Here is a 20,756-nt window from a genome sequence, read left to right on the forward strand (position 1 = left end):
GTGCGAACGAGATAACCGGCCGTTGACAGCGTCAGAATGCCGGCATAAAGTTAACGTGTTAATTAAAAAGCCGCGACCCAAACGCCGCGGCCCACGACCAAAACGAGGAGCCGCACGTGAGCATCAAGCATTGGATCAACGGCAAAGAGGTCGACAGCGCCGACCGCTTCGTCACCTATAACCCGGCCACGGGCGAAGCCATCGACGAGGTTGCCGCGGGTGGCCAGGCAGAGATCGACGCCGCCGTGTCCGCCGCCGCCCAGGCTTTTCCCAAATGGGCCAACACACCCGCGAAAGAACGCGCCCGCCTCATGCGCCGCCTGGGTGAACTGATTGACGCCAACGTCCCCCAATTGGCCGAACTTGAAACGCGGGATACCGGCCTGCCTATCTCGCAAACCCGCAAGCAACTGATTCCGCGCGCGTCCGAGAACTTCAATTTCTTCGCCGAAGTCTGCACCCGCATGAATGGCCACACCTATCCTGTGGACGATCAGATGCTGAACTACACGCTGTACCAGCCGGTGGGCGTGTGCGCCTTGGTGTCGCCCTGGAACGTGCCGTTCATGACGGCCACCTGGAAAACGGCGCCGTGCCTGGCCTTGGGTAACACCGCCGTGTTGAAGATGTCTGAACTGTCACCGCTAACGGCCGACCAGTTGGGCCGCCTGGCGCTGGAAGCCGGCATCCCCGCGGGTGTTCTGAACGTGGTGCAGGGCTATGGCGCCCAGGCGGGCGATGCGCTGGTGCGTCACCCGGGCGTGCGCGCCATCTCGTTCACGGGCGGCACCGTCACCGGCAAGAAGATCCTGGCCAGCGCGGGCGGCATCAAGAAATATTCGATGGAACTGGGCGGCAAATCGCCCGTGCTGATTTTTGACGACGCCGATGTCGAACGCGCGCTGGACGCCGCCTTGTTCACGATTTTTTCGCTGAACGGCGAGCGCTGCACGGCGGGTTCGCGCATTTTTGTGCAGCAAAGCATCTACGATGGTTTCGTGCGCAAATTCGCCGAACGCGCGCAACGGCTGGTGGTGGGCGACCCCACTGACGAGGCCACGCACGTGGGCGCGATGATCACGCGCCAGCATTGGGAAAAAGTCACTGGCTACATCCAGCTTGCCGAACAGGAAGGGGCGCGTATCCTTGCCGGCGGCGCAGGCAAGCCGGCGGGCTTGCCGGCCCACCTGGCGGGCGGCAATTTCGTGCGGCCCACGGTGCTGGCCGACGTGGATAACCGCATGCGTTGCGCGCAGGAAGAGATCTTCGGGCCAGTGGCCTGCCTGATCCCGTTCAAGGACGAAGCCGAAGGCCTGGCGCTGGCCAACGACGTCAAGTACGGGCTGGCGTCCTACATCTGGACCAGCGACATTGGCCGCGCGCACCGCTTGGCGCGCGGCATCGAGGCAGGCATGGTGTTCATCAACAGCCAGAACGTGCGCGACCTGCGCCAGCCGTTTGGCGGCACCAAGGAATCGGGCACCGGACGCGAGGGCGGGGAATACAGCTACGAGGTATTCGCCGAAATCAAAAACGTGTGCGTGTCGATGGGCAGCCACCACATCCCCAAGTGGGGTGTGTGAATGCGTAAAGGAGACAAGCATCATGGGTAAGCTTGCACTGGCGGCCAAGGTGACGCATGTGCCGTCGATGTATCTGTCGGAGCTACCCGGCAGGCACCATGGCTGCCGCGAGGCCGCCATCGAGGGCCACCGCGTGATCGGCCAGCGTTGCCGGGACCTGGACGTGGACACGATCGTGGTGCTGGACGTGCATTGGCTGGTGAACGGCGGCTATCACGTGAACGCCAACCACGCCTTCAAGGGCCGCTATACCAGCAACGAGCTACCGCATTTCATCAAGGACATGGACTACGCCTACGGCGGCAATCCCGAGCTGGGCCGTCGCATCGCCGAATGCGCCAATGCGGCGGGCGTGGGCACGCGCAGCCATGAAATCGATAGCCTGGAACTTGAATACGGCACACTGGTGCCCATGCGCTACATGAATGGCGACGGCCGCTTCAAGGTGGTGTCGGTGGCCGCGTGGTGCGCCTGGCACGCGCTGGACGACAGCCGGCGCTTCGGCGCGGCCTTGCGCCAGGCCATCGACGCTGGCGACAGCCGCGTGGCGGTGCTGGCCAGCGGGTCCTTGTCGCATCGCTTCAACGACAACAACAGCCCCGAAGCCGCCATGCACCAGATCAGCCGCGAATTTTTCCGGCAGGTGGATTTGCGCGTGGTTGAGCTCTGGCGCCAGGGCGACTGGAAAACCTTCTGCGCCATGCTGCCCGACTACGCCGAGCTTTGCGTAGGCGAGGGCGGCATGCACGACACGGCCATGTTGCTGGGCCTGCTGGGGTGGGACGGCTACGACAAGCCGGTAGAGGTGGTGACCGACTACTTCACCAGTTCCGGCACGGGCCAGATCAACGCGATCTTCCCGGTGCCTGACTGAGGCCTGCGTCAGGCCGAGTCGCCAGGTTCCGCTGACGACGGCGCATCGCGCTTGATCAGCGCCACCATGGTGTCGACGTCGTGATATAGGCGGTCCAGCAATTCCTTGCCGATCTTCGCCTCGATTTCCTGGTATTTCGCATCCACATGCGGGCGCATGCGGTCGATCAGCTTGTGGCTTTTGGGGGTCAGGGATATTTCCTGGCGGCGCTGGTCGGCGCTGGACCGTACGCGCTTGATCAGCCCTTGTTCTTCCATGCCGGCCAGCATGCGGGTCAGGCTGGGGCTGAGGATCTGGCAACTGCGCGCGATCTGGTTGGGTTCCATCGCGCCCGTTTCGCTCAGGGTGCGCAATACCCGCCATTGTTGTTCGGTGACGCCGGCCGCGTGCAAAACGGGACGGAAATGCGCCATCAGGGTTTCGCGCGCGTATAGCAGCAGGTGGGGAAGATTGCGGTGGTGGAAGCTGGGACTCATGGCGGCTATGTTAGCAAGAAGCCGCCCATTTTTTGACCACAAATTTCAGTGCGTCATGCGCGCAACAGCACGCTGGGCACTGCCATGCAGGCGGCCATAGCGCTGGGCTGGGTAAGCACCGTCAGGCGGGATTTTGCTGAGCCAGTTCCTGTAGATCATCCGGCAAGACCAGGTCCGGGGCACCCTGCTGCAGTTCGCGCAGCGCAAGCACAGCGGCGTCTTGCTGGTCGTCCTGCACCAGTTGCCGGATATGCGCCACGCGGGCCTCGATGTCCTGTTCGCTGAACGCCGCCACTTCCACGGCCGCGGGCTCGCCTTCCTGAGCGGCCACGGTGGGGACGGCTTCCACGGCTGGGGTCAGCGGAGTCAGCGGGGCCGTAGCCAGAGCCGAAGCCGGGGTTGTACCAGGCAGCGCAGCCGGGGCCATTGCCTGGCTCAGTGCCTGAGTCATTGCCTGCGTCATCGTCTGCGGTTCGGCCTCGTTCTGGGGGACGGCTTCGCGCATGTTGGTCCAGACGAACAGGCCGGCCACCAGCGTGGCGCAGGCGGCGGCAGCCCAGCCAGGGTGCCAACTATGTCCGGGGTGCCAACTGCGACGCACCGCGGCGTCCAGTTCAGGGCTGCTGCCAGGCCCGTGCTTGCGGTACAGGGCGCGCAGTTCCCGTGCATCGTCTTCGTCGAAAGGGGGGCGATAGGTAATGCTCATGCGCGTGCTCCTAACGGTGGCGTCCGGGGGCAAGACGCCTACGCGTTTGACCTTAGGCGGGCGCTGTACTCGACGATTATGCGCGATTCGCGGCATTTCCGGCAGGTAAATTTCGCCGATTGCCATGATGTAACGTTCGGCCCCGGCCCCGGGAAAAGTGGGTTGCCAGTACACTTTCGCGCATGGCTAAATCCCGAACCGTATATGTGTGCGCCGACTGCGGCGGCACCACCCCCAAGTGGCAGGGCAAGTGTCCCCACTGCAATGCCTGGAACACGCTGGAAGAGACGGTGGAGTCATCCACCCCCGCCGCCGCCGCGCACCGCTACGCGCCGCTGGCCTCGGCCAGCCCGGTTCGCAGCCTGTCCGAAATCGAAGCCCGCGAAACGCCACGCCAGCCCACCGGGCTGGATGAATTTGACCGGGTGCTGGGCGGTGGCCTGGTGGCCGGCGCGGTCGTGCTGATTGGCGGTGATCCGGGTATCGGCAAGTCCACGCTGCTGCTGCAAGCGCTTGCTTCCTTGTCGGAGACCACCAGCGTGCTGTATGTCACCGGCGAGGAATCCGCCGAACAGGTGGCCTTGCGCGCCCGCCGGCTGGACTTGCAAACCGGCAACGTCAACTTGCTGGCCGAAATTCGGCTGGAAGCCATCCAGGCGGCGGTGTCGGAACAGAAGCCCACCGTGGCCGTCATCGACTCCATCCAGACCCTGTACAGCGGCGAACTGAGCGCCGCCCCGGGATCGGTATCGCAGGTGCGCGAATGCGCGGCGCAACTCACGCGCCTGGCCAAGCAGACCGGCATCGCCATCGTCATGATCGGCCACGTCACGAAAGACGGCGCGTTGGCCGGCCCTCGCGTGCTGGAACACATCGTTGACACCGTGCTGTATTTCGAGGGCGATACGCATTCCTCGTTCCGCTTGGTGCGCGCGTTCAAGAACCGCTTTGGCGCGGTCAACGAATTGGGCGTCTTCGCCATGACCGATCGCGGCCTGCGCGGCGTAGCCAACCCGTCCGCGCTGTTCCTTTCGCAGCATGAACAACAGGTGGCAGGCTCGTGCGTGATGGCCACGCAGGAAGGCACGCGCCCGCTGCTGGTCGAGATCCAGGCGCTGGTCGACAGCTCGCACGCGCCCAACCCGCGCCGGCTGACGGTGGGGCTGGAAGGCAACCGGCTGGCCATGCTGCTGGCGGTGTTGCACCGGCACGCCGGGGTCACCACGTTTGACCAGGACGTGTTCGTCAACGCGGTGGGCGGCGTGCGCATCACCGAGCCCGCGGCTGACTTGCCGGTGCTGCTGGCCATCATGTCATCGCTGCGTGACAAACCGCTGCCGCGCGGCCTGATCGCCTTTGGCGAAGTCGGCCTGGCTGGCGAGATCCGCCCCGCGCCGCGCGGGCAGGAGCGCTTGCGTGAAGCGGCCAAGCTGGGCTTTTCGATTGCGCTGATCCCGAAGGCCAACGCCCCGCGCCAGCCCATCGAAGGGCTGGAGATCTGGGCGGTGGACCGCCTGGACGCCGCGTTGGACAAGTTGCGCTGACGCGCTGATTCTCCTGGTCGTGAAGACAAGGACTGCTGGAGCAAGCAAGACGTGAGTCTGTTGATTATTGCCGTCTGCCTGGCCGCGGGTAGTTTGATCGGTTTCATGGGCGGTGCGCTGGGCATCGGCGGCGGGCTCATCGCCATTCCCGCGCTGGTGTTGTTGATGGGCATGTCGCAGCAGTTGGCGCAGGGCACCGCGCTGATCATGGTGCTGCCCGCCATTACCGTGGCGGTGCGCAAGTACAACCAGCAAGCGCGCATCGACAGGCGCGTGGCCGCGGCAGGCGCCGCGGGTGCGGTGGTGTTCACCTGGGTGGGCGCGCGCTTGGCGCTGGGCATTGATTCCAGCGTGCTGCGCCAGAGCTTCGCCGTGTTCCTGTTCTTTGTTGCGTTGTTCTACGTCTGGCAGACCTGGCGCGCCGGCCGTCTGGCAGCGCGCCGTCAGCGGCCGGAGCGGCCGTCGGAAGCGCGGTCGGAACATCCTTCGAACAAGCACGCGCCGCCGCGCCCGGTCCCGATCCTTACGCCACGGCGCGCCAGCGTGCTGGGCATGCTGTGCGGCACCTTGGGCGGCTTCTTCGGCGTGGGCGGCGCGGTGCTGGCCGTGCCTATCATCACGACGGTGTTTCGCTTGTCGCAGACCACGGCGCAGGCCTTGGCGCTGTGCATGGTGATTCCTGGTTCAACCATTGCGCTGATCACCTACGCCTGGGCCGGGCAGGCGAATTGGATGGTGGGCCTGCCAATGGCCATCGGCAGTTTGCTGTTCGTGCCTGTGGGCGTGCGCTTGGCGTACAAGCTGCCCGAACGCAAACTTAGAGTCTGCTTCGCGCTGCTGCTGTTCGCCACTGTCGCTTTGTTGGTATTCGAGTCGTAGCGCTGATGTCGATCGGACGTCGACAACGCGTCGACAACGCATTGCCAACGCATCGACAGCCCCCTGATAGTGCGCTGACAGCGTATCGACAGCGATATTTCCAGGCGTTAGCAGCCGAAATTTTCTGGTTCCGCATTGAACCTTCCGCATGTCTGCTCTTCAAACGGAGTACGGCATAAGCGGCGATGTTGCCGCCCACTGCCGCACGGGCTTCGGCCTTGTTTATCCAGGAGTTCATGCAATGACGACACACTCCCGTATCGCTGCGTTCTTATCCACTTCGGCCTTGTGCCTCGGTCTTGCTGCTGCGCCTTCTGCGTTCGCGGCGGGCGCTGATGCGCAAGCCAAGACGGGTGATTCCAAGACCCACGCGCAGCACAAGCATCACAAGTCTGACAAGGCATCCGCCAAACACGCGGGCGCGAAATCAGGCGCGGCTTCAAGTATGGGCCAATCCGGCACCACGCCGGCGAAGTAAGGCAGGGGCTTCTATAGCCCTGCTGGTTCCTTTGCAGGAAGACTGCCGGCCCCGCTGTGGGCCGGAAAGTCGAAAGCCTCTCGGTATGGGCGCCGAGAGGCTTTTTCATTTGCGCGCGATAAGCGGTCTATGCGCGCAATCCGCGTGATGCTTACTCCACCGGCGTGATCACGCGCCCGGTGTCGAAGTAAGACTTCAGGTTGTCCAGCATCAGGTTTTCCATGTCCAGGCGCGTCTCCAGCGTGGCGCTGCCGATGTGCGGCAGCAGCACGGCGTTGTCGGTATCGATCAACGCTTGCGGCACCTTGGGTTCGTGTTCGAACACGTCCAGTGCGGCGCAGCCCAGCTTGCCGGCTTCCAGCGCCGCCACCAGCGCGGCTTCGTCAATCACCGGGCCGCGCGCGATGTTGACGATGATGCCCTTGGGGCCCAACGCTTCCAGCACGGCCTGATTCACCAGATGGCGCGTGCTGGGTCCGCCCACGGTCGCAACCACCAGGAAGTCGGCCCAGGCGGCCAGGTCCACCAGCGATGCCTCGTAGCCATAAGGGATGTCGTCACGCTTTCTGCGGTTGTGATAGCGCACGTCCATGTCGAAGCCCGTGCCGCGCTTGGCGATGGCCTCGCCGATGCGGCCCAGGCCTACGATGCCCAGCTTCTTGCCGCTGACACGCTGGCCCAGCGGGATGCTGCCATGCACCTGGCCCCATTGGCCGGCGCGCACGAAGCGTTCGCCCTGGCCCATGCGGCGCGCGCCCGCGATCAGCAGGCCCCAGGCCAGATCGGCTACGCAATCCGTCAGCACGTCGGGCGTGTTGCTGACCTGTACGCCGCGCTTCTTGGCGGCCTCTACATCAATCGTTTCGTAGCCCACGCCCCAACTGCAAATGGCTTTGAGGTCGGGCAGCGCATTGATCAGTTCGGCATCGGCGCCGAAATTGGCCGACGTAACGACGGCGGTGATGCCCTTGCCGTATTCGGCCAACGCCGCCTTGCGGTCGGGAAATTTCCACAGTTCGACGACGTCATAGCCGTCGGCAAGGTTCTGGTTGGCGGAGGGGGAGCCGGCCAGCGAGCCGACCTGGATGATGCGATGCTTGGTGGTCATGTTGTCGTACGTGTGGGTGGCGAAAACGGTCATGCTACTTGATTCAGGCTCGAAAGCTGCTTAAGGGGATGCCCCAAGGCATCCCCCCTCGCGTGACGGCCCGAGAGCTCGGCGGCCCGGCGGCCCGGCGCTTACTCCAGTTGGATGTTGGCCTTCTGGATGACGTCCTTCCACCGCTTCACTTCGGCCTGCTGGAACGCGGCGAACTGCTGCGGCGTGTTGGCCACGACTTCAAAGCCCAGCCCTTGCAGCGTCTGCTTGGTCTTCGGGTCGCGCAGCGCGTCCTGCAAGGCCTTGGACAGTTTTTCCACGACGTCGGGTGGCGTGGCCTTGGGCACGGCGAACCCCTGCCACGAATACACCACCATGTCCTTGATGCCGGCTTCGGCCAGCGTCGGCACGTTGGGCAGATCGGTTGCGCGCGTATCCCCGGTGATGGCCAGGGCCTTGAGCTTGCCGGCCTTGATGTGGTTTTGCACCGCGCCCAGATTCTGGAACGACACGTTGACCTGTCCGCCAAGCAGGTCGGCAATGGCGGCGCCGCCGCCCTTGTAGGGCACGTCTACGCCGGTGCTGCCGGTGCGCTGGCGAAACAGCACGGCGGACAGGTGGTCCGACGATCCCGTGCCGGACGAGGCGTAAGACACGCTGCCCGGATTTTTCTTCGCATAGGCCACCAGTTCGGCAACGGTGCTGGCGGGAAATTTGGTAGCTGCCACCAGCACGTTCGGGTTGCGCACCGCCTGCGTCAGGTAAGTGAAGTCCTTACTGGGGTTGTAGGCCAGGTTCTTGTAAAGCGCCTCGTTGATGGCGAAGGTGCCGATGGAGCCGACCATCATCGTGTAGCCATCCGGCGTGCTGCGGGCCAAGGCCTGCGCGCCGATGGCGCTGTTGGCGCCGGGCTTGTTCTCAACCACGAAGGTCTGGCCCAGGGTCTGGGACAGCATCGGCGTGACCGAGCGCGCCGTGATGTCGGACGAGCCGCCCGGCACGAACGGCACAATCATGGTGACCGGCTTTTCCGGGTAACCGGCGGCCTGGGCCAGCGGCCCGGCCAGTAGCACAGCGCCCGCCGCAGCGGCCGCGCAGAACAGTTTATTCATGTTGTCTCCTGGTTCGCGTGGTGATGAAAAGCCCGGCGCTCACGCGTTGCGCACGGGCCGAATCTACGTGGGGTCAGTCGACTTTGGCGCCCGAGGCTTGCACTACCTTGGCCCACTTGGCGGTTTCTTGCGCCATGAATTGTTTGAACTGCGCGGGCGTGTTGCCCGACGGCGTGGCGCCCTGCGCCTGCAATTGCGCGCGCACCGGCGCTTGCTGCAAGGCGGCGGCCACATCGCGCTGGATCTTTTCGACGATGGCGGGCGGCGTGCCCGCCGGCGCCAGCAAACCAAACCAGCTGGATGCCTCGTAGCCCTTCACGCCCGCTTCAGCCATGGTTGGCACGTCAGGCAAGGCGGGCGAGCGCGCGGCGGTGGTCACGGCCAGCGGACGCAGCTTGCCGCCCTTGATATAGCCCATGGACGAGGGCAGGTTGTCGAAGATCAGGTCGGCCGAACCGCCCATCACGTCGGTCAGCGCGGGGCTGCTGCCCTTGTACGGCACATGCGTCATGCGCGTGCCCGTCATGGTCTGGAACAGTTCACCCGACAGGTGCGTGGACGTGCCGTTGCCGGTTGAGGCCATGTTGACGCTGTCCGGGTTCGCCTTCAGGTATTTGATCAGGTCGGCCACCGTGCGGATGCCGTGCTTGTCCGCGAACTTGGGATTCACTTCAAGAATGTTCGGCACGGGTATCACCAGCGTCACGGGCACGAAGTCCTTCACCGGGTCATAGGGCAGCTTGCTGTACACGGATTGGTTGATGGCATGCGTGCTGACAGTGCCCATCAACAAGGTGTAGCCGTCGGCGGCGGCGCGCGCGGCTTCCGCCGTGCCGACGTTGCCTCCCGCGCCCGCCTTGTTATCCACCACCACCGGCTTGTTCCACGTCTTGCCCAGCTCGGCGGCCACGACGCGCGCGGCGATGTCTGTTGTGCCGCCGGCGGGAAAGGGCACGATGATCTTCACGTCGCGTTCGGGGTAGTCGGCCTGGGCCTGGGCGGCGGGTAGCGTCAAGGCGATGGCCGTCAAGGTGGCGGCCGCGAGCAGCCGGCGTCGCGCGAGGGGGGCGTGCATGGTCTTGTCTCCTTGGTTGTGCGCGTGACCGCGCTTTCTTTTTTCAACCGCAAGGTGCCGCAACGCACCCCGCTTTGTGATGCCGTTTCACTTGTCAAACAAATATAGGTATTGAGAATATGCTTGTCAACCAAGTATACTTTTTTCACCTTACTTATCTGACAAGTGGATCAGCCAGGAGCCCCGCCCATGAAAACTTCCCCGGTCACCGCGCAGGATTTGCAGCGTTCGGTCATTGCCGTGCCGCCCTTGGCCCGCCATGACGATCTTTCCTTGAACGAGGCCGCCAACAAGGCGCTGCTGGGCCATCTGGAAGCCGGCGGCGTGCGCAACGTGATGTACGGCGGCAACGCCAATTTCTACAACGTGGGGGTCAGCGAATACGCGCGCATCGTGGACATGCTGGCGGGCCTGGCCGGTTCGGACACCTGGATCCTGCCGTCCGTGGGGCCCGACTACGGCAAGATGATGGACCAGGCGGCAATCCTGCGATCGCGTGCGTTTCCCACCGCGATGCTGCTGCCGATGTCGTTCCCGTATACGGACGCGGGCCTGGCCGATGGGGTGCGCCATTTCACCGACGCGCTGGGCAAGCCCGCCGTCATGTACATCAAGTCGGCCGACTACCTGGCGCCGGAAACCGCTGCCCGCCTGATCGAGGAAGGCCGCATCGTGGCGTTCAAGTACGCCGTCGTGCGCGACAATCCGGCAAAGGATGCGTATCTGTCGTCGCTGCTGGAATCGGTGGATGCGCGCTGGATCGTCAGCGGCATCGGCGAACGTCCGGCCATCGTGCACTATCGCGACTTCGGCTTGAAGAGCTTCACGTCTGGCTCCGTTTGCGTGGCGCCGCGCGGGTCAATGCGTCTGTTGCAGTTGCTGCGCGAAGGCCGCTACGACGAGGCCGAGGCCGTGCGCCAACACTATCTGGGCCTGGAAGACTGCCGCGATGGCATCAGCCCCATTCGCGTGCTGCACGACGCAGTGACCTTGTCCGGCGTGGCCGATATGGGCCCCATGCTGCCGCTGCTGACCGGCATTTCCAGCGCCGAGCGCGAGCGCGTGGCGCCGGTGGCGCGCGCCCTGGCGGCCTGGGACAAGGAAGCCGTGGCGGCCTGAGCGTGAACGGCATGGCCGCGCTTCGCTCATCGTTTCGCGTGTTGGCGGTACGATGGGCGCTGTCCGCGTAAAGGCGGACAGGCCTTACGCATTCAGGAGGTTTCGTGGCCCGATCCAAAACAACAACGTCAGCCGAACCGCAAGCACCAGAGCCGGCCGACGCGCCCGGCTCCCATGTGCTGGAACGCGGCCATCGGGTGCGGCTGGCGGACCAGGTTTACGGGCAGATCTTTGAACAGATCGTGTCGGGCGGATTGAACGTGGGCGACAAGCTGCCGTCCGAGAACGAGATCTCGGAGCGCTTCGGGGTGTCGCGGCCGGTGGTGCGTGAAGCGCTGCTGCGCTTGCGGGCAGATGGCCTCATCACCGCGCATCAGGGCCTGGGCACCTTTGTCAGCCATCAACCCGCGCCGCGCCTGAAGACGTTCAACGACGTGCAAAACGTCAGTGCCTATCTGCGGGCGCAAGAGGTGCGCGTGGCATTGGAAGGCGATGCCGCGCGGCTGGCGGCACTGCGCCGCACCGACGAGCAGCTCAAGAAAATCACCGATGCGCACGCCGCCTTTGCCGACAGCCTGGCGCAGGGCCAGGTGTCGCCCGAAGCCGACCTGGCTTTTCATGCCAGCATCGCCGAGGCCAGCGGCAACGACTTTTATCTGGGCGTGCTGGAAAGCATCCACGAATCCATCAACGGTTTCATGCGGCTGACCTTGAGCCTGACGCGCACCGGTTCGCGCCAGCGCGCGCAGCGTGTGGTGGACGAACACGCCACCATCCTGGACGCCATCCGCGAACAGGACAGCGAGCGCGCCCGCGTGGCCATGCAGTTTCATCTGGGGCAGGCGCGCCACCGGCTGGTGGACCGCGACCGAGATTGATCGCTTGCCCGCCGGGGTGGGCCAGCCCCCCACAACATCAAACGGAGACAAACCAGTGCAAGGCAACGGAGCAACAGCCAGGGACGTGCCGGTGGAGCAGGTTCTTGAACAAATCTTGCAGGTGCTGCAAGCATGGGGCATGGAAGAAGATCTGGCGCACACCACGGCCAGCCTGATGGCGCAGACGGATTTGCTGGGCATTGATTCCCATGGCATTTCGATGCTGCCTTCGTACGAGGAAAAATGGCGCGCCGGCTCGTTGCGGCTGGACGCGCGTGCGAAGGTGGTGCGCGACGGCGGCGCCAGCGCGCTGATCGACGGCATGGGCGGGCTGGGTTATCCGGTGGCGGCGCAAGCCATGCACCTGGCCGTGGACAAGGCCTTGGAACACGGGGTGGGCGCGGTGTCGGTGTGCAACTCGCATCACTTTGGCGCGGCCGGGGTCTATGCGCGTATCGCCGTGCAGCGGGGAGTGGTGGGGCTGGTCACGAGCAGCGCCAACGGCATCATCATGGTGCCCACGCGCGGCGCGATGCCCATGCTGGGCACCAACCCCATCGCGTTCGGCGCACCGGCCGCGCACAACGAACCGTTTGTGCTGGACATGGCCACCACCACCGTCGCCGCGAACAAGGTCAAGGTGTATGACTTCCTGGGTAAACCGCTGCCGCCGGGCTGGGCGGTGGACGGGCAGGGCGGGGCCGTGACCGATGCGGATGCCGCGATGCAATTCATTTTCAAGCATCCCGAAGGCGGGCTGACGCCCTTGGGCGGCACGCCCGCCATGAGCAGCCACAAGGGCTACGGCCTGGCGATGATGGCGCAGATTCTTGGCGGCACGCTTAGCGGCAGCGCGTTCGCGGCGCGCCGCGCACCGACGCGCAAGCCGGGCGAACCCGACGACGTGGGCCATTTCTTCCTGGCCCTGAACCCCGATGCGTTCCGCGCGGCAGGCTCGTTCGAATCCGATATGGACGACATGATCGATTCGCTGCACGACACGCCGCCCGCCAACCCCGATGAGCCCGTGCTGGTGGCGGGTGAGCCTGAAGCGGCCGAGCGCGCGCGGCGGTTGCGTGCCGGGATTCCCATTTCGGCTGCATTGGCCGAGCGCCTGCGCGGCATCTGCGAACGCGCGGGCACGCCCTATCTGCTGGACGATATCTGATCGCAAGCGCTTGGTTGCGCTGACTTTGTTTTGCCCGAATTGTTTTACCCATAACACCAGACCCGGTCACCGGGCTTACCTCCTAAAAAACCATACGGAAGAGACAACCATGCAACAACCCAAACCTTCGGCGCGCAGACGCCTTGCCATGCTGGCCGCGGCCACGATTGGCGCCGTGGCGCTGCTGCCCACGGCGGCGATGGCGCAGTCTGACGCCTGGCCAAGCAAGCCGATCAAGCTCGTCGTGCCGTTCCCGGCCGGCGGCAGCACCGACTCCGTGGGCCGCCTGTTGGCGGCCGAATTGTCCAAGGAGTTGGGCCAGAGCGTCGTCGTCGAAAACAAGGGTGGGGCCAACGGCAACATCGGGTCCGATGTGGTGGCCAAGGCCGAACCGGACGGCTATACCTTGCTGCTGTCCGGGGTGGGCTCCAACGCCATCAGCTATGCCATCTACCAGAACATGCCGTATCGCAACAGCGACTTCGCGCATATCTCGCTACTGGCCACCGGCCCCAACGTGCTGGTCGCCAACATGGAGTTTCCTGGCAAGACGTTCGCCGATTTCATCAAGCTGGCACGCGAGAACCCGGGCAAGTACACGCACGCCAGCTCGGGCAGCGGCTCGTCAGGCCATCTGGCCATGGAAATGCTGAAGCAGGACGCCAAGATCGACCTGGTGCACGTGCCCTACAAGGGCGGCGCCGCCGCCATTACCGACATGATCGGCGGGCGCGTCTCGGTCATGTTCCTGAATCAGGACACGCTGCTGCCGCAGGTGACATCCGGCAAATTGCGCGCCTTGGCCGTGGCCAGCGCCAAACGCAACCCGGCCTATCCCGACACGCCCACGGTGGCGGAATCGGGCTATCCGGGCTTCTCGGCGGAATCCTGGTTTGGCTTGTCGGCGCCCGCCAAGACGCCGCCAGCCGTGATCCAGCGCTTGAACCAGGCCACGGTCAAGGCGCTGTCGTCGCCCGACATCCGGAAAAAACTGGAAAGCGTGGGCTTTGTCGTGGTGGGCGACGACCCGAAGTCGTTCTCGGCGTTCGTCGATAACGAGATCAGCAAGTGGGGCAAGGCGGCCAAGGCATCGGGCGCGCGCATGGATTGACGCGGGGCGGCCGGGCGTTGGCCCGGCTTGTGCTTTCCCGTTTTCGGATTTTTATCTTGCACAGACGAAGGTGGCAATGAACTCTCCCTTACCCAACCGCTTCCGGCAGCGCATCCTTGCCCGCGAACGGCTCATCGGATTCTGGATGTGCATGTCCAGCCACATCACGGCCGAGCTGGTCGGGCTGGCGGACTTCGACTGGCTGCTTCTGGACGGCGAGCATTCGCCCAATGAAGTGCCCATGTTCCTGCAGCAGTTGCAGGCCTTGCAGGGCAGCGCCAGTGCGGCTGTGGGGCGGCCATCGTGGAATGATCCGGTGCAGATCAAGCGTCTGCTGGATATCGGCTTCTACAACTTGCTGATTCCGTTCATCGAGTCCGAAGCGGACGCGCGCCTGGCCGTGGCCGCCACCCGCTATCCGCCGCAGGGCATACGCGGCGTGGCGGGCGCACAGCGCAGCAACCGCTATGGCACGGTGCCGGACTACCTGCAAACCATCAACGACAACATCTGCGTGTTGCTGCAAATCGAAAGCCGCGCGGGCATCGAAGCCGTGGACGAGATTGCCTCCGTGGAAGGGGTGGATGGCGTCTTCATCGGCCCGTCGGACCTGGCGGCCGCGCTGGGCCATATCGGCAACCCCGGCCACCCGGAAGTGCAAGAAACCATCCGCCATCTGCATCAGCGCGTCACGGCGCAGGGCAAGGCCGTGGGGATTCTTGCGCCCGTGCATGCGGATGCGCGCCGCTATCTGGACATGGGCATGCACTTTGTTGCCGTGGGTACGGACCTGGGTGTGTTCAAGCAGGCCACGTTCGCCTTGCGCGACGCATTCCCGACTTGATTGCGTCGCGTCTGATGCAACACGCCCCGCGATTAAGGCGGGGCGTGTGGTTCAGGCTTTTTCGTTCAGACTGATCAGCTTAATCTTCCAGCGCCAGCAATTCGCTGACGGTCTGGCGGCGGCGGATCAGGCGCGCTTCGCCGTTATCCAGCAAGACCTCGGGCGCCAGCGGTCGGCTGTTGTAGTTCGATGACATCGACGAACCATACGCGCCCGCGTTGTGCATGACCATGAAGTCGCCAATGCGCGGCTGCGGCAACAACTGATCGGTCATCACGCCGCCTTCCTCCTGCGTGAACACGTCGCCCGATTCGCACAGCGGTCCGGCAACGGCGATGCGCGTTTGCGCCACTCCCTGCGGATCCGACCCGTCGCGCGCGTGTACCGAGATGCGATGAAAGCTGCCGTACATGGCCGGGCGCATCAAATCGTTGAAGCCCGCGTCCACCAGCGCAAAGTCGCGCTCGGGGCGGTGGTTGATGGCATGCACTTCGGTGACCAGCACGCCAGCTTCGGCCACCAGGAAGCGGCCCGGTTCGATCTCCAGCCGGACGTCGTGCCCCAGGAACTGTTCAATGCGCTTGCGGGCCGAATCCCACTGTTCAAAGTAGTGGTCGCAGTCGATGCGGGGTTCGCCATCGCGATAAGGAATCGACAGGCCGCCGCCAGCCGAGATGGCGTCGATGTCATGGTCCAGCGAACGCACTACGTCCACCATGGCGTCGCAGACGCTGGACAGGTGGCCGTAGTCCACGCCCGAGCCGATGTGCATGTGGATGCCGACCAGCTTCAGCCCGTGGCGGCGTACGATGGCCACGGCTTGCGCCACGTCGTCGATCCAGATGCCATGCTTGCTTTGCGGGCCACCGGTGTTGGTCTTGTTGCTGTGGCCATGGCCAAAGCCGGGGTTGATGCGCAACCACACGCGATGGCCGGGCGAGGCCTGGCCCACGCGGTCCAGCATGTCCAGCGAACCGGCGTTCACGGTGATGCCATGCTTGAGCACGGTGGCCAAGGTGGCGTGGTCGATCAGGTCGGCCGTGAAGACCATGCCTTCAGGCTCGCCCTTGGGGTCGAAGCCGGCGGCCAGGCTGCGTTCGATTTCCCCCAACGATACGGCGTCGACCACCGCGCCTTCCTCGCGCATCAGACGCAGGATGTGCAGATTCGAGCACGCCTTCTGCGCATAGCGGATGGTGTCGAAGCGGCGCAGTTGCGCGATGCGTTCGCGGATGACGGCGGCGTCGTACACCCACAAAGGCGTGCCGTGCTGCGTGGCGAGTTGGGTGAGTTGGCGCGGATCGAATGCCATGACGGGCGGACCTTGAATGGATGAGTTGAAACCAGGCAGCATGATGCCGGGTTCAAGGCATCCAGTAAAATGCTTATATGTTGAACATCCATTCATTCTTGATATGAGGTGCGCATGCTGACGCATCGGCAAATTGAAGTGTTCCGGGCGGTGATGATTGCCGGCGGCGTCACGCGGGCCGCTGAGCTCCTCAGCACCTCGCAGCCCACGGTCAGCCGCGAACTGGCCCGCATGGAGCAGGGCATTGGCTTTGCGCTGTTCGAGCGCGTGCATGGCCGGCTGCGGCCCACCATGCCCGCCCTGGCGCTCTACGACGAGATCCGGCAGTCCTATGCGGGCCTGGAGCGCGTGGTGTCGGCCGCGGCGCGGCTGCGCGAGTTCCGGGGCGGGCAGTTGTCGGTGATCGCCTTGCCCGCTTTTTCGCATTCCATCCTGCCCGATGCTTTCCGGCGCTTTCATGGCGAGCATCCAGGGGTAAGCCTGTCGGTGGAGACGCAGGAATCACCGTTTCTGGAAGAGTGGCTGACTGCCCAACGCTACGATCTGGGCTTGACCGAGCGCGAGGCCGCTCCGGCGGGCACGCGGGTGCGGCTACTGCTGCAGGTGGATGAGGTGTGTGTGCTGCCGGACGGGCATCCGCTGCTGGCGCGCTCGGAAATAGATCTGGCTGATTTCGAGGGGCACGCTTTTGTCAGCCTGTCGGCCAGCGACCCGTATCGGATACAGATCGACGAAGCTTTTGCGGAAGCGGGGGTATTGCGGCGGTCCATCGTGGAAACGCCGACCGCGGTGTCGGTCTGCTCGTTCGTGCGGCTAGGGCTGGGCCTGGCGATCGTGAACCCTCTGACGGCATTGGATTTCGTGGGCCGCGGCTTGCACATTCGGCCGTTGCGCCGATCATTGCCCTTTCGCGTCAATGCGGTCTTTCCGGAGCATCGGCCTGCCAATCCACTGGTGGATGGGTTCATGGCGTCCTTATCGGATGCCGCTTGCGCCATCAAGGCCAGACTGGCGGATATGCATGCCGGTTCGCGCTAGGCAAAAATCAGGCAAAAATCAGGCAAAACAAAAAAGGATGCCCAAGGGCATCCTTCTTCATTTGCCGTATTCATGACGCCCCAAAAAGCGGGGCGGCAGAATCTTAGGCCAGCGCCTTGATGGCGGCAGCCAGGCGGCTCTTGTGGCGAGCAGCCTTGTTCTTGTGGATGATGTTCTTGTCAGCCACGCGATCGATCACGCTCGAGGCCTTCTGGAACACGTCGCCAGCCGCAGCTTTGTCGCCAGCGGCGATAGATTGGCGAACGCGCTTGATGGCGGTGCGCAGCATCGAGCGCAGGCTGGAATTGTGCTTGTTGCGCTCAACGGATTGGCGAGCGCGCTTGCGGGCTTGGGCGGTATTGGCCATGTTGCTATATAAGTTGAATTCGGCAAAGTCCAACATTTTAGCAAGTCCCCGTGGGATTGCAAGCTTTTAATGTCAGATCTGTCGATGGAGCGCCCGTCAACCGGGCGGGGGGCGCTGGGGCAGAAAAGTCCCTGGGCTAAAGAGTCCTAGCTGGAGAACCCTTTCGGATAATTCCCTGCTAAGCCTGAACCACAGCCTTGAGGAAAACCCGCGGCGCCTACTGGATAAAAATACGGTACCGAGTATACAACGAAGCGAGCGCCAGGCACAGATGCGCAGCGCAGCGTTGTCAGGTCGCGACGTTGATGGATACGAACCAGGGGGTTAAACGCCGCACGTGAATGGGCATCATCTGTTGGAGCGCGTCGAGGGCGGCATTGGTGTCGTCCAGCGGAAAATGCCCCGATACCGGCAGACCACCGGCCGCCATGGACACGCGCAGCGTGCCCGTGCGGTACGGGCGCAACGCGGCGATCACTTCCGCCAGCGGGCGGCCACGGGCATCGACCCAGCCGGATTCCCAGGCCGCTTCGGCCATCAGTTCGGCGCGCGGGGTGTCCATTCGGGACACATCGAATCGGGCGCCGGTGCCGGCACGGACGGTGCCATGGGCGCCGGCCATGGTTTCGACCTCGACTTCGTGTTCATGCACCACCACCACCGTACGCTGAGCCTGCTGGCGCACCATGTAGCGGGTGCCCAGCGCACGAACGGTGCCTTCAGCGGTCTGCACCAGGAAGGGGCGGCGCGCGTCCGGGGCGACTGCCACGGTCACGGCGCCGTCCAGCAACCGGACTTGGCGGTAAGCGGGGGTGAAGTCCAGGTCGACCCGGCTGCGGGCGTCCAGCAGCAGTTGGCTGCCGTCCGACAGCAGATAGCGGCGGCGTTCGCCAGTGGCCGTGGCTGCATCCGCGGTTATGTTGTTGAGCGGGTAGAAGGCATTGCCAATGTAGGCCGCGCAGGCGCCGGTACTGGCGAGCGCCAACGCGCCGGTCAGAAAACGGCGGCGGGGCGGCGCGATGGCCGGGGGCGGAGGGATCAGCGACGGCGCGGTGGGCGCGGCTCCGGTGGTGTAACCCGCTGCCGGGTACGCGTCACCAAGGCGTCCGAACGTGGACCCTGCGAGCGTGCCGGTCAGTTGCTGCCAGGCATTCTCGTGGAGGGGGTCAGCCGCGCGCCACGCCAGGAAGTCGTTGTAGTCCTGCGCGGTTGCCTTGCCTGAGCGCAGCAAGAGCAACCAATTGATCACCTGGTCCGCCATGGGTTGTCCTTGGGCGTACTTCACTTCATCTTCCCGCCCGCAAATCGCGGGAATCCTTTCGATGGCAATTTGTAAATAATAAAGGTTTTTTACCAAAGATTACCGGCGACTTGTCAATTCTTGATGAATCTAATGCAAAAAGCCGGCGGGAAGCCGGCTTTTTGGTGGGAATGTCGCCCGCACGGTTGAAATCAGGCTTTTGGACGACGTCCGAAGTCTTTAAGCCGGAACCCAAAGAGTAACAACATTCCGAAGTAGACCGCGCCGCTTGCGGCCAGCACCCCGCCCAACCAGGCGGCACGCAAGCCTGGATTGGCCTGCAAGCCAATCCAGTCGATCTTGCCATCGGCATACCAGAGCAGGGCAGCCAGCGCCGCCAAGGCCGGCAGCAGGCGCAGGGCAAAGACCGTCCAGCCGGGGCCGGGGTGATAGACGCCGCGGCGGCGCAGGCCGATCAGCAAGGCCAGCGCATTCAGGCAGGCGCCCAGCCCAATCGCCAGCGCCAAGCCAGCATGGGCCATGACCGGCACCAGCATCAAGTTCATCAACTGCGTCAAAATCAGCACGCCGATGGCGATTTTGACCGGGGTGCGGATGTCTTGCTTGGCGTAGAAGCCAGGGGCCAGAATCTTCACCGCCAGCAGACCGATCAAGCCGGCCGAGTAGGAAATCACGGCCAGCCGGGTTTGCAGCACGTCTTGCGCGCCGAACGCGCCGTAATGGAACAGGGTGGCGACCAAGCCATCCGACAGCAGCGCCATGCCCACCGCGGCAGGCAGGCCCAGCAACAGCACCAGGCGCAGGCCCCAGTCCAGCAGAGCGCTGTAGCCGCCCTGGTCGTCGCGGGCGTGGGCGGCCGACAGGCTGGGCAACAGCACAGTGCCCAGCGCGACGCCCAGCAGGGCGGTGGGAAATTCCATCAGCCGGTCGGCGAAAGACAGCCAGGTCACGCTGCCCGGCGTCAGCCACGTGGCGATGTTGGTATTGATCAGCAAGGAAATCTGGGCCACCGATACGCCCAGCGTGGCGGGCGCCATCTGCTTGAGGATGCGCTGCACCGTGGCGTCACCCCAGGCTTGGCGAAAGCGCAGCGAAAAGCGCGGCGTCAGGCCCAGTCGCGCCAAGGCGGTCCACTGTACGGCCAGTTGCGCCACGCCGCCGATCATCACGCCGATAGCCAGCGCATAGACAGGGACGTCCATGCGTGGGGCCAGCCAGATGCAGGCGGCGATCATCGACAGGTTGAGCAGCACCGGGGTAAAGGCCGGCACGGCGAAACGGCGCCAGGTGTTGAGCACACCCGAGGCGAAGGCGATCAGGGACATGCAGAAGATGTAGGGAAACATCATCCGCGTCATCCAGACGGCAGCGCCGAATTCGGTATCGCGGGCCGCCCCGCGCAGGCCGCTGGCCATGGCCGATACCACCCAGGGCGCGGCCACGATACCGATCAAGGTAATCAGCATCAAGGCGGCGGTCAGCAGCAGCGCCACGCGATCCAGCAGGACACGAACCTCTTCTTCCGACCGCTGATTGCGCGCGGCGCCCAGGATGGGCACGAACGCCTGGGCGAACGCGCCTTCGGCGAACAGGCGCCGCAGCAGGTTGGGGATGCGGAATGCGACCCAAAAGGCGTCAGTGATGGGGCCGGCGCCAAACGCGCGGGCGACAAGGATGTCGCGGATCAGGCCGGAAATGCGGGACAGCAGGGTAAAGCTGCTGACGGTGGCCGCCGAACGAAACAGGCTCATGGATGGGTACTACGTAAAAAAGTGCGGGCCGGCCCGAAACGACTGCGTGAAACGTGAAGTCTGTCAGATAAAAAGGCGGCC

20 protein-coding genes are annotated in these 20,756 nt (G+C 64.4%); 11 read left to right on the forward strand and 9 right to left on the reverse strand.

Annotated features, from left to right (window positions below; all coding sequences use genetic code 11):
* Positions 1–116 precede the first annotated feature (116 nt).
* Together hpaE and hpaD are read left to right on the forward strand one after the other, a co-directional pair.
* On the forward strand, positions 117–1,583 hold the full coding sequence (gene hpaE, locus WBR68_RS21580) for a 5-carboxymethyl-2-hydroxymuconate semialdehyde dehydrogenase (RefSeq protein ID WP_230695223.1): 1,467 nt from the start codon (positions 117–119) through the stop codon (positions 1,581–1,583).
* Positions 1,584–1,605: 22 nt separating this feature from the next.
* Positions 1,606–2,457, forward strand: a complete 852-nt coding sequence (gene hpaD / locus WBR68_RS21585) for a 3,4-dihydroxyphenylacetate 2,3-dioxygenase (RefSeq protein ID WP_230695224.1) — start codon at positions 1,606–1,608, stop codon at positions 2,455–2,457.
* A gap of 8 nt (positions 2,458–2,465) precedes the next feature.
* Here the strand turns inward: hpaD and hpaR are convergent, their stop codons facing one another.
* Positions 2,466–2,933 (reverse strand): homoprotocatechuate degradation operon regulator HpaR, encoded by a 468-nt coding sequence (hpaR, locus tag WBR68_RS21590; RefSeq protein ID WP_230695225.1) that lies wholly within the window; start codon positions 2,931–2,933, stop codon positions 2,466–2,468.
* 121 nt (positions 2,934–3,054) lie between these two features.
* Complete coding sequence (locus tag WBR68_RS21595; protein WP_230695226.1) at positions 3,055–3,639, reverse strand: hypothetical protein; 585 nt, start codon at positions 3,637–3,639, stop codon at positions 3,055–3,057.
* 182 nt (positions 3,640–3,821) lie between these two features.
* Between WBR68_RS21595 and radA the strand changes: the two genes are divergently transcribed.
* From radA to WBR68_RS21610, 3 genes are all read left to right on the forward strand, one after another.
* On the forward strand, positions 3,822–5,183 hold the full coding sequence (gene radA, locus WBR68_RS21600) for a DNA repair protein RadA (RefSeq protein WP_127185025.1): 1,362 nt from the start codon (positions 3,822–3,824) through the stop codon (positions 5,181–5,183).
* A gap of 51 nt (positions 5,184–5,234) precedes the next feature.
* Positions 5,235–6,062, forward strand: a complete 828-nt coding sequence (locus WBR68_RS21605) for a sulfite exporter TauE/SafE family protein (RefSeq protein ID WP_050445176.1) — start codon at positions 5,235–5,237, stop codon at positions 6,060–6,062.
* 241 nt (positions 6,063–6,303) lie between these two features.
* Entirely contained in the window at positions 6,304–6,540 is a 237-nt protein-coding gene (locus tag WBR68_RS21610; RefSeq protein WP_050445177.1) for a hypothetical protein, read from the forward strand.
* A gap of 151 nt (positions 6,541–6,691) precedes the next feature.
* Here WBR68_RS21610 and WBR68_RS21615 read toward each other — a convergent pair whose 3' ends face one another.
* From WBR68_RS21615 to WBR68_RS21625, 3 genes are all read right to left on the reverse strand, one after another.
* Positions 6,692–7,648, reverse strand: a complete 957-nt coding sequence (locus tag WBR68_RS21615) for a 2-hydroxyacid dehydrogenase (protein WP_230695250.1) — start codon at positions 7,646–7,648, stop codon at positions 6,692–6,694.
* A gap of 131 nt (positions 7,649–7,779) precedes the next feature.
* On the reverse strand, positions 7,780–8,751 hold the full coding sequence (locus tag WBR68_RS21620; protein ID WP_127185023.1) for a Bug family tripartite tricarboxylate transporter substrate binding protein: 972 nt from the start codon (positions 8,749–8,751) through the stop codon (positions 7,780–7,782).
* Positions 8,752–8,824: 73 nt separating this feature from the next.
* On the reverse strand, positions 8,825–9,826 hold the full coding sequence (locus tag WBR68_RS21625) for a Bug family tripartite tricarboxylate transporter substrate binding protein (RefSeq protein ID WP_230695227.1): 1,002 nt from the start codon (positions 9,824–9,826) through the stop codon (positions 8,825–8,827).
* A gap of 189 nt (positions 9,827–10,015) precedes the next feature.
* On the opposite strand from WBR68_RS21625, the gene WBR68_RS21630 reads away from it, so the two are divergent.
* The 5 genes from WBR68_RS21630 (at position 10,016) to garL (ending at position 14,946) form a co-directional block, all read left to right on the forward strand.
* Entirely contained in the window at positions 10,016–10,945 is a 930-nt protein-coding gene (locus WBR68_RS21630) for a dihydrodipicolinate synthase family protein (protein ID WP_050445181.1), read from the forward strand.
* Positions 10,946–11,121: 176 nt separating this feature from the next.
* Positions 11,122–11,823, forward strand: a complete 702-nt coding sequence (locus WBR68_RS21635) for a FadR/GntR family transcriptional regulator (RefSeq protein ID WP_050445183.1) — start codon at positions 11,122–11,124, stop codon at positions 11,821–11,823.
* A 55-nt stretch (positions 11,824–11,878) separates the two neighbouring features.
* Complete coding sequence (locus WBR68_RS21640; protein WP_050445184.1) at positions 11,879–12,991, forward strand: Ldh family oxidoreductase; 1,113 nt, start codon at positions 11,879–11,881, stop codon at positions 12,989–12,991.
* A gap of 109 nt (positions 12,992–13,100) precedes the next feature.
* Entirely contained in the window at positions 13,101–14,102 is a 1,002-nt protein-coding gene (locus tag WBR68_RS21645; RefSeq protein WP_230695228.1) for a Bug family tripartite tricarboxylate transporter substrate binding protein, read from the forward strand.
* Positions 14,103–14,178: 76 nt separating this feature from the next.
* Positions 14,179–14,946, forward strand: coding sequence for a 2-dehydro-3-deoxyglucarate aldolase (gene garL, locus WBR68_RS21650; RefSeq protein ID WP_127185020.1), 768 nt, complete (start codon positions 14,179–14,181; stop codon positions 14,944–14,946).
* Positions 14,947–15,025: 79 nt separating this feature from the next.
* Here the strand turns inward: garL and lysA are convergent, their stop codons facing one another.
* The gene (gene lysA, locus WBR68_RS21655; protein ID WP_127185019.1) at positions 15,026–16,258 is read right to left on the reverse strand and encodes a diaminopimelate decarboxylase; all 1,233 of its coding nucleotides are present in this window, start codon (positions 16,256–16,258) and stop codon (positions 15,026–15,028) included.
* Positions 16,259–16,372: 114 nt separating this feature from the next.
* Here lysA and WBR68_RS21660 point away from each other — a divergent pair, with 114 nt between their 5' ends.
* The gene (locus tag WBR68_RS21660; protein ID WP_230695229.1) at positions 16,373–17,296 is read left to right on the forward strand and encodes a LysR family transcriptional regulator; all 924 of its coding nucleotides are present in this window, start codon (positions 16,373–16,375) and stop codon (positions 17,294–17,296) included.
* Positions 17,297–17,399: 103 nt separating this feature from the next.
* Here WBR68_RS21660 and rpsT read toward each other — a convergent pair whose 3' ends face one another.
* From rpsT to murJ, 3 genes are all read right to left on the reverse strand, one after another.
* Positions 17,400–17,663 carry a 30S ribosomal protein S20 gene (gene rpsT, locus WBR68_RS21665; protein WP_025135824.1) on the reverse strand — a complete coding sequence of 88 codons (264 nt, stop codon included), beginning with the start codon at positions 17,661–17,663 and terminating at the stop codon, positions 17,400–17,402.
* Between the two features lie 289 nt (positions 17,664–17,952).
* Positions 17,953–18,924 carry a FecR family protein gene (locus WBR68_RS21670; protein ID WP_230695230.1) on the reverse strand — a complete coding sequence of 324 codons (972 nt, stop codon included), beginning with the start codon at positions 18,922–18,924 and terminating at the stop codon, positions 17,953–17,955.
* A 191-nt stretch (positions 18,925–19,115) separates the two neighbouring features.
* Complete coding sequence (murJ, locus tag WBR68_RS21675; protein WP_050445191.1) at positions 19,116–20,675, reverse strand: murein biosynthesis integral membrane protein MurJ; 1,560 nt, start codon at positions 20,673–20,675, stop codon at positions 19,116–19,118.
* Positions 20,676–20,756 lie beyond the last annotated feature (81 nt).

The organism is Achromobacter sp. JD-1 (genome assembly GCF_038594925.1).
Classification (GTDB): domain Bacteria; phylum Pseudomonadota; class Gammaproteobacteria; order Burkholderiales; family Burkholderiaceae_B; genus Achromobacter; species Achromobacter spanius_C.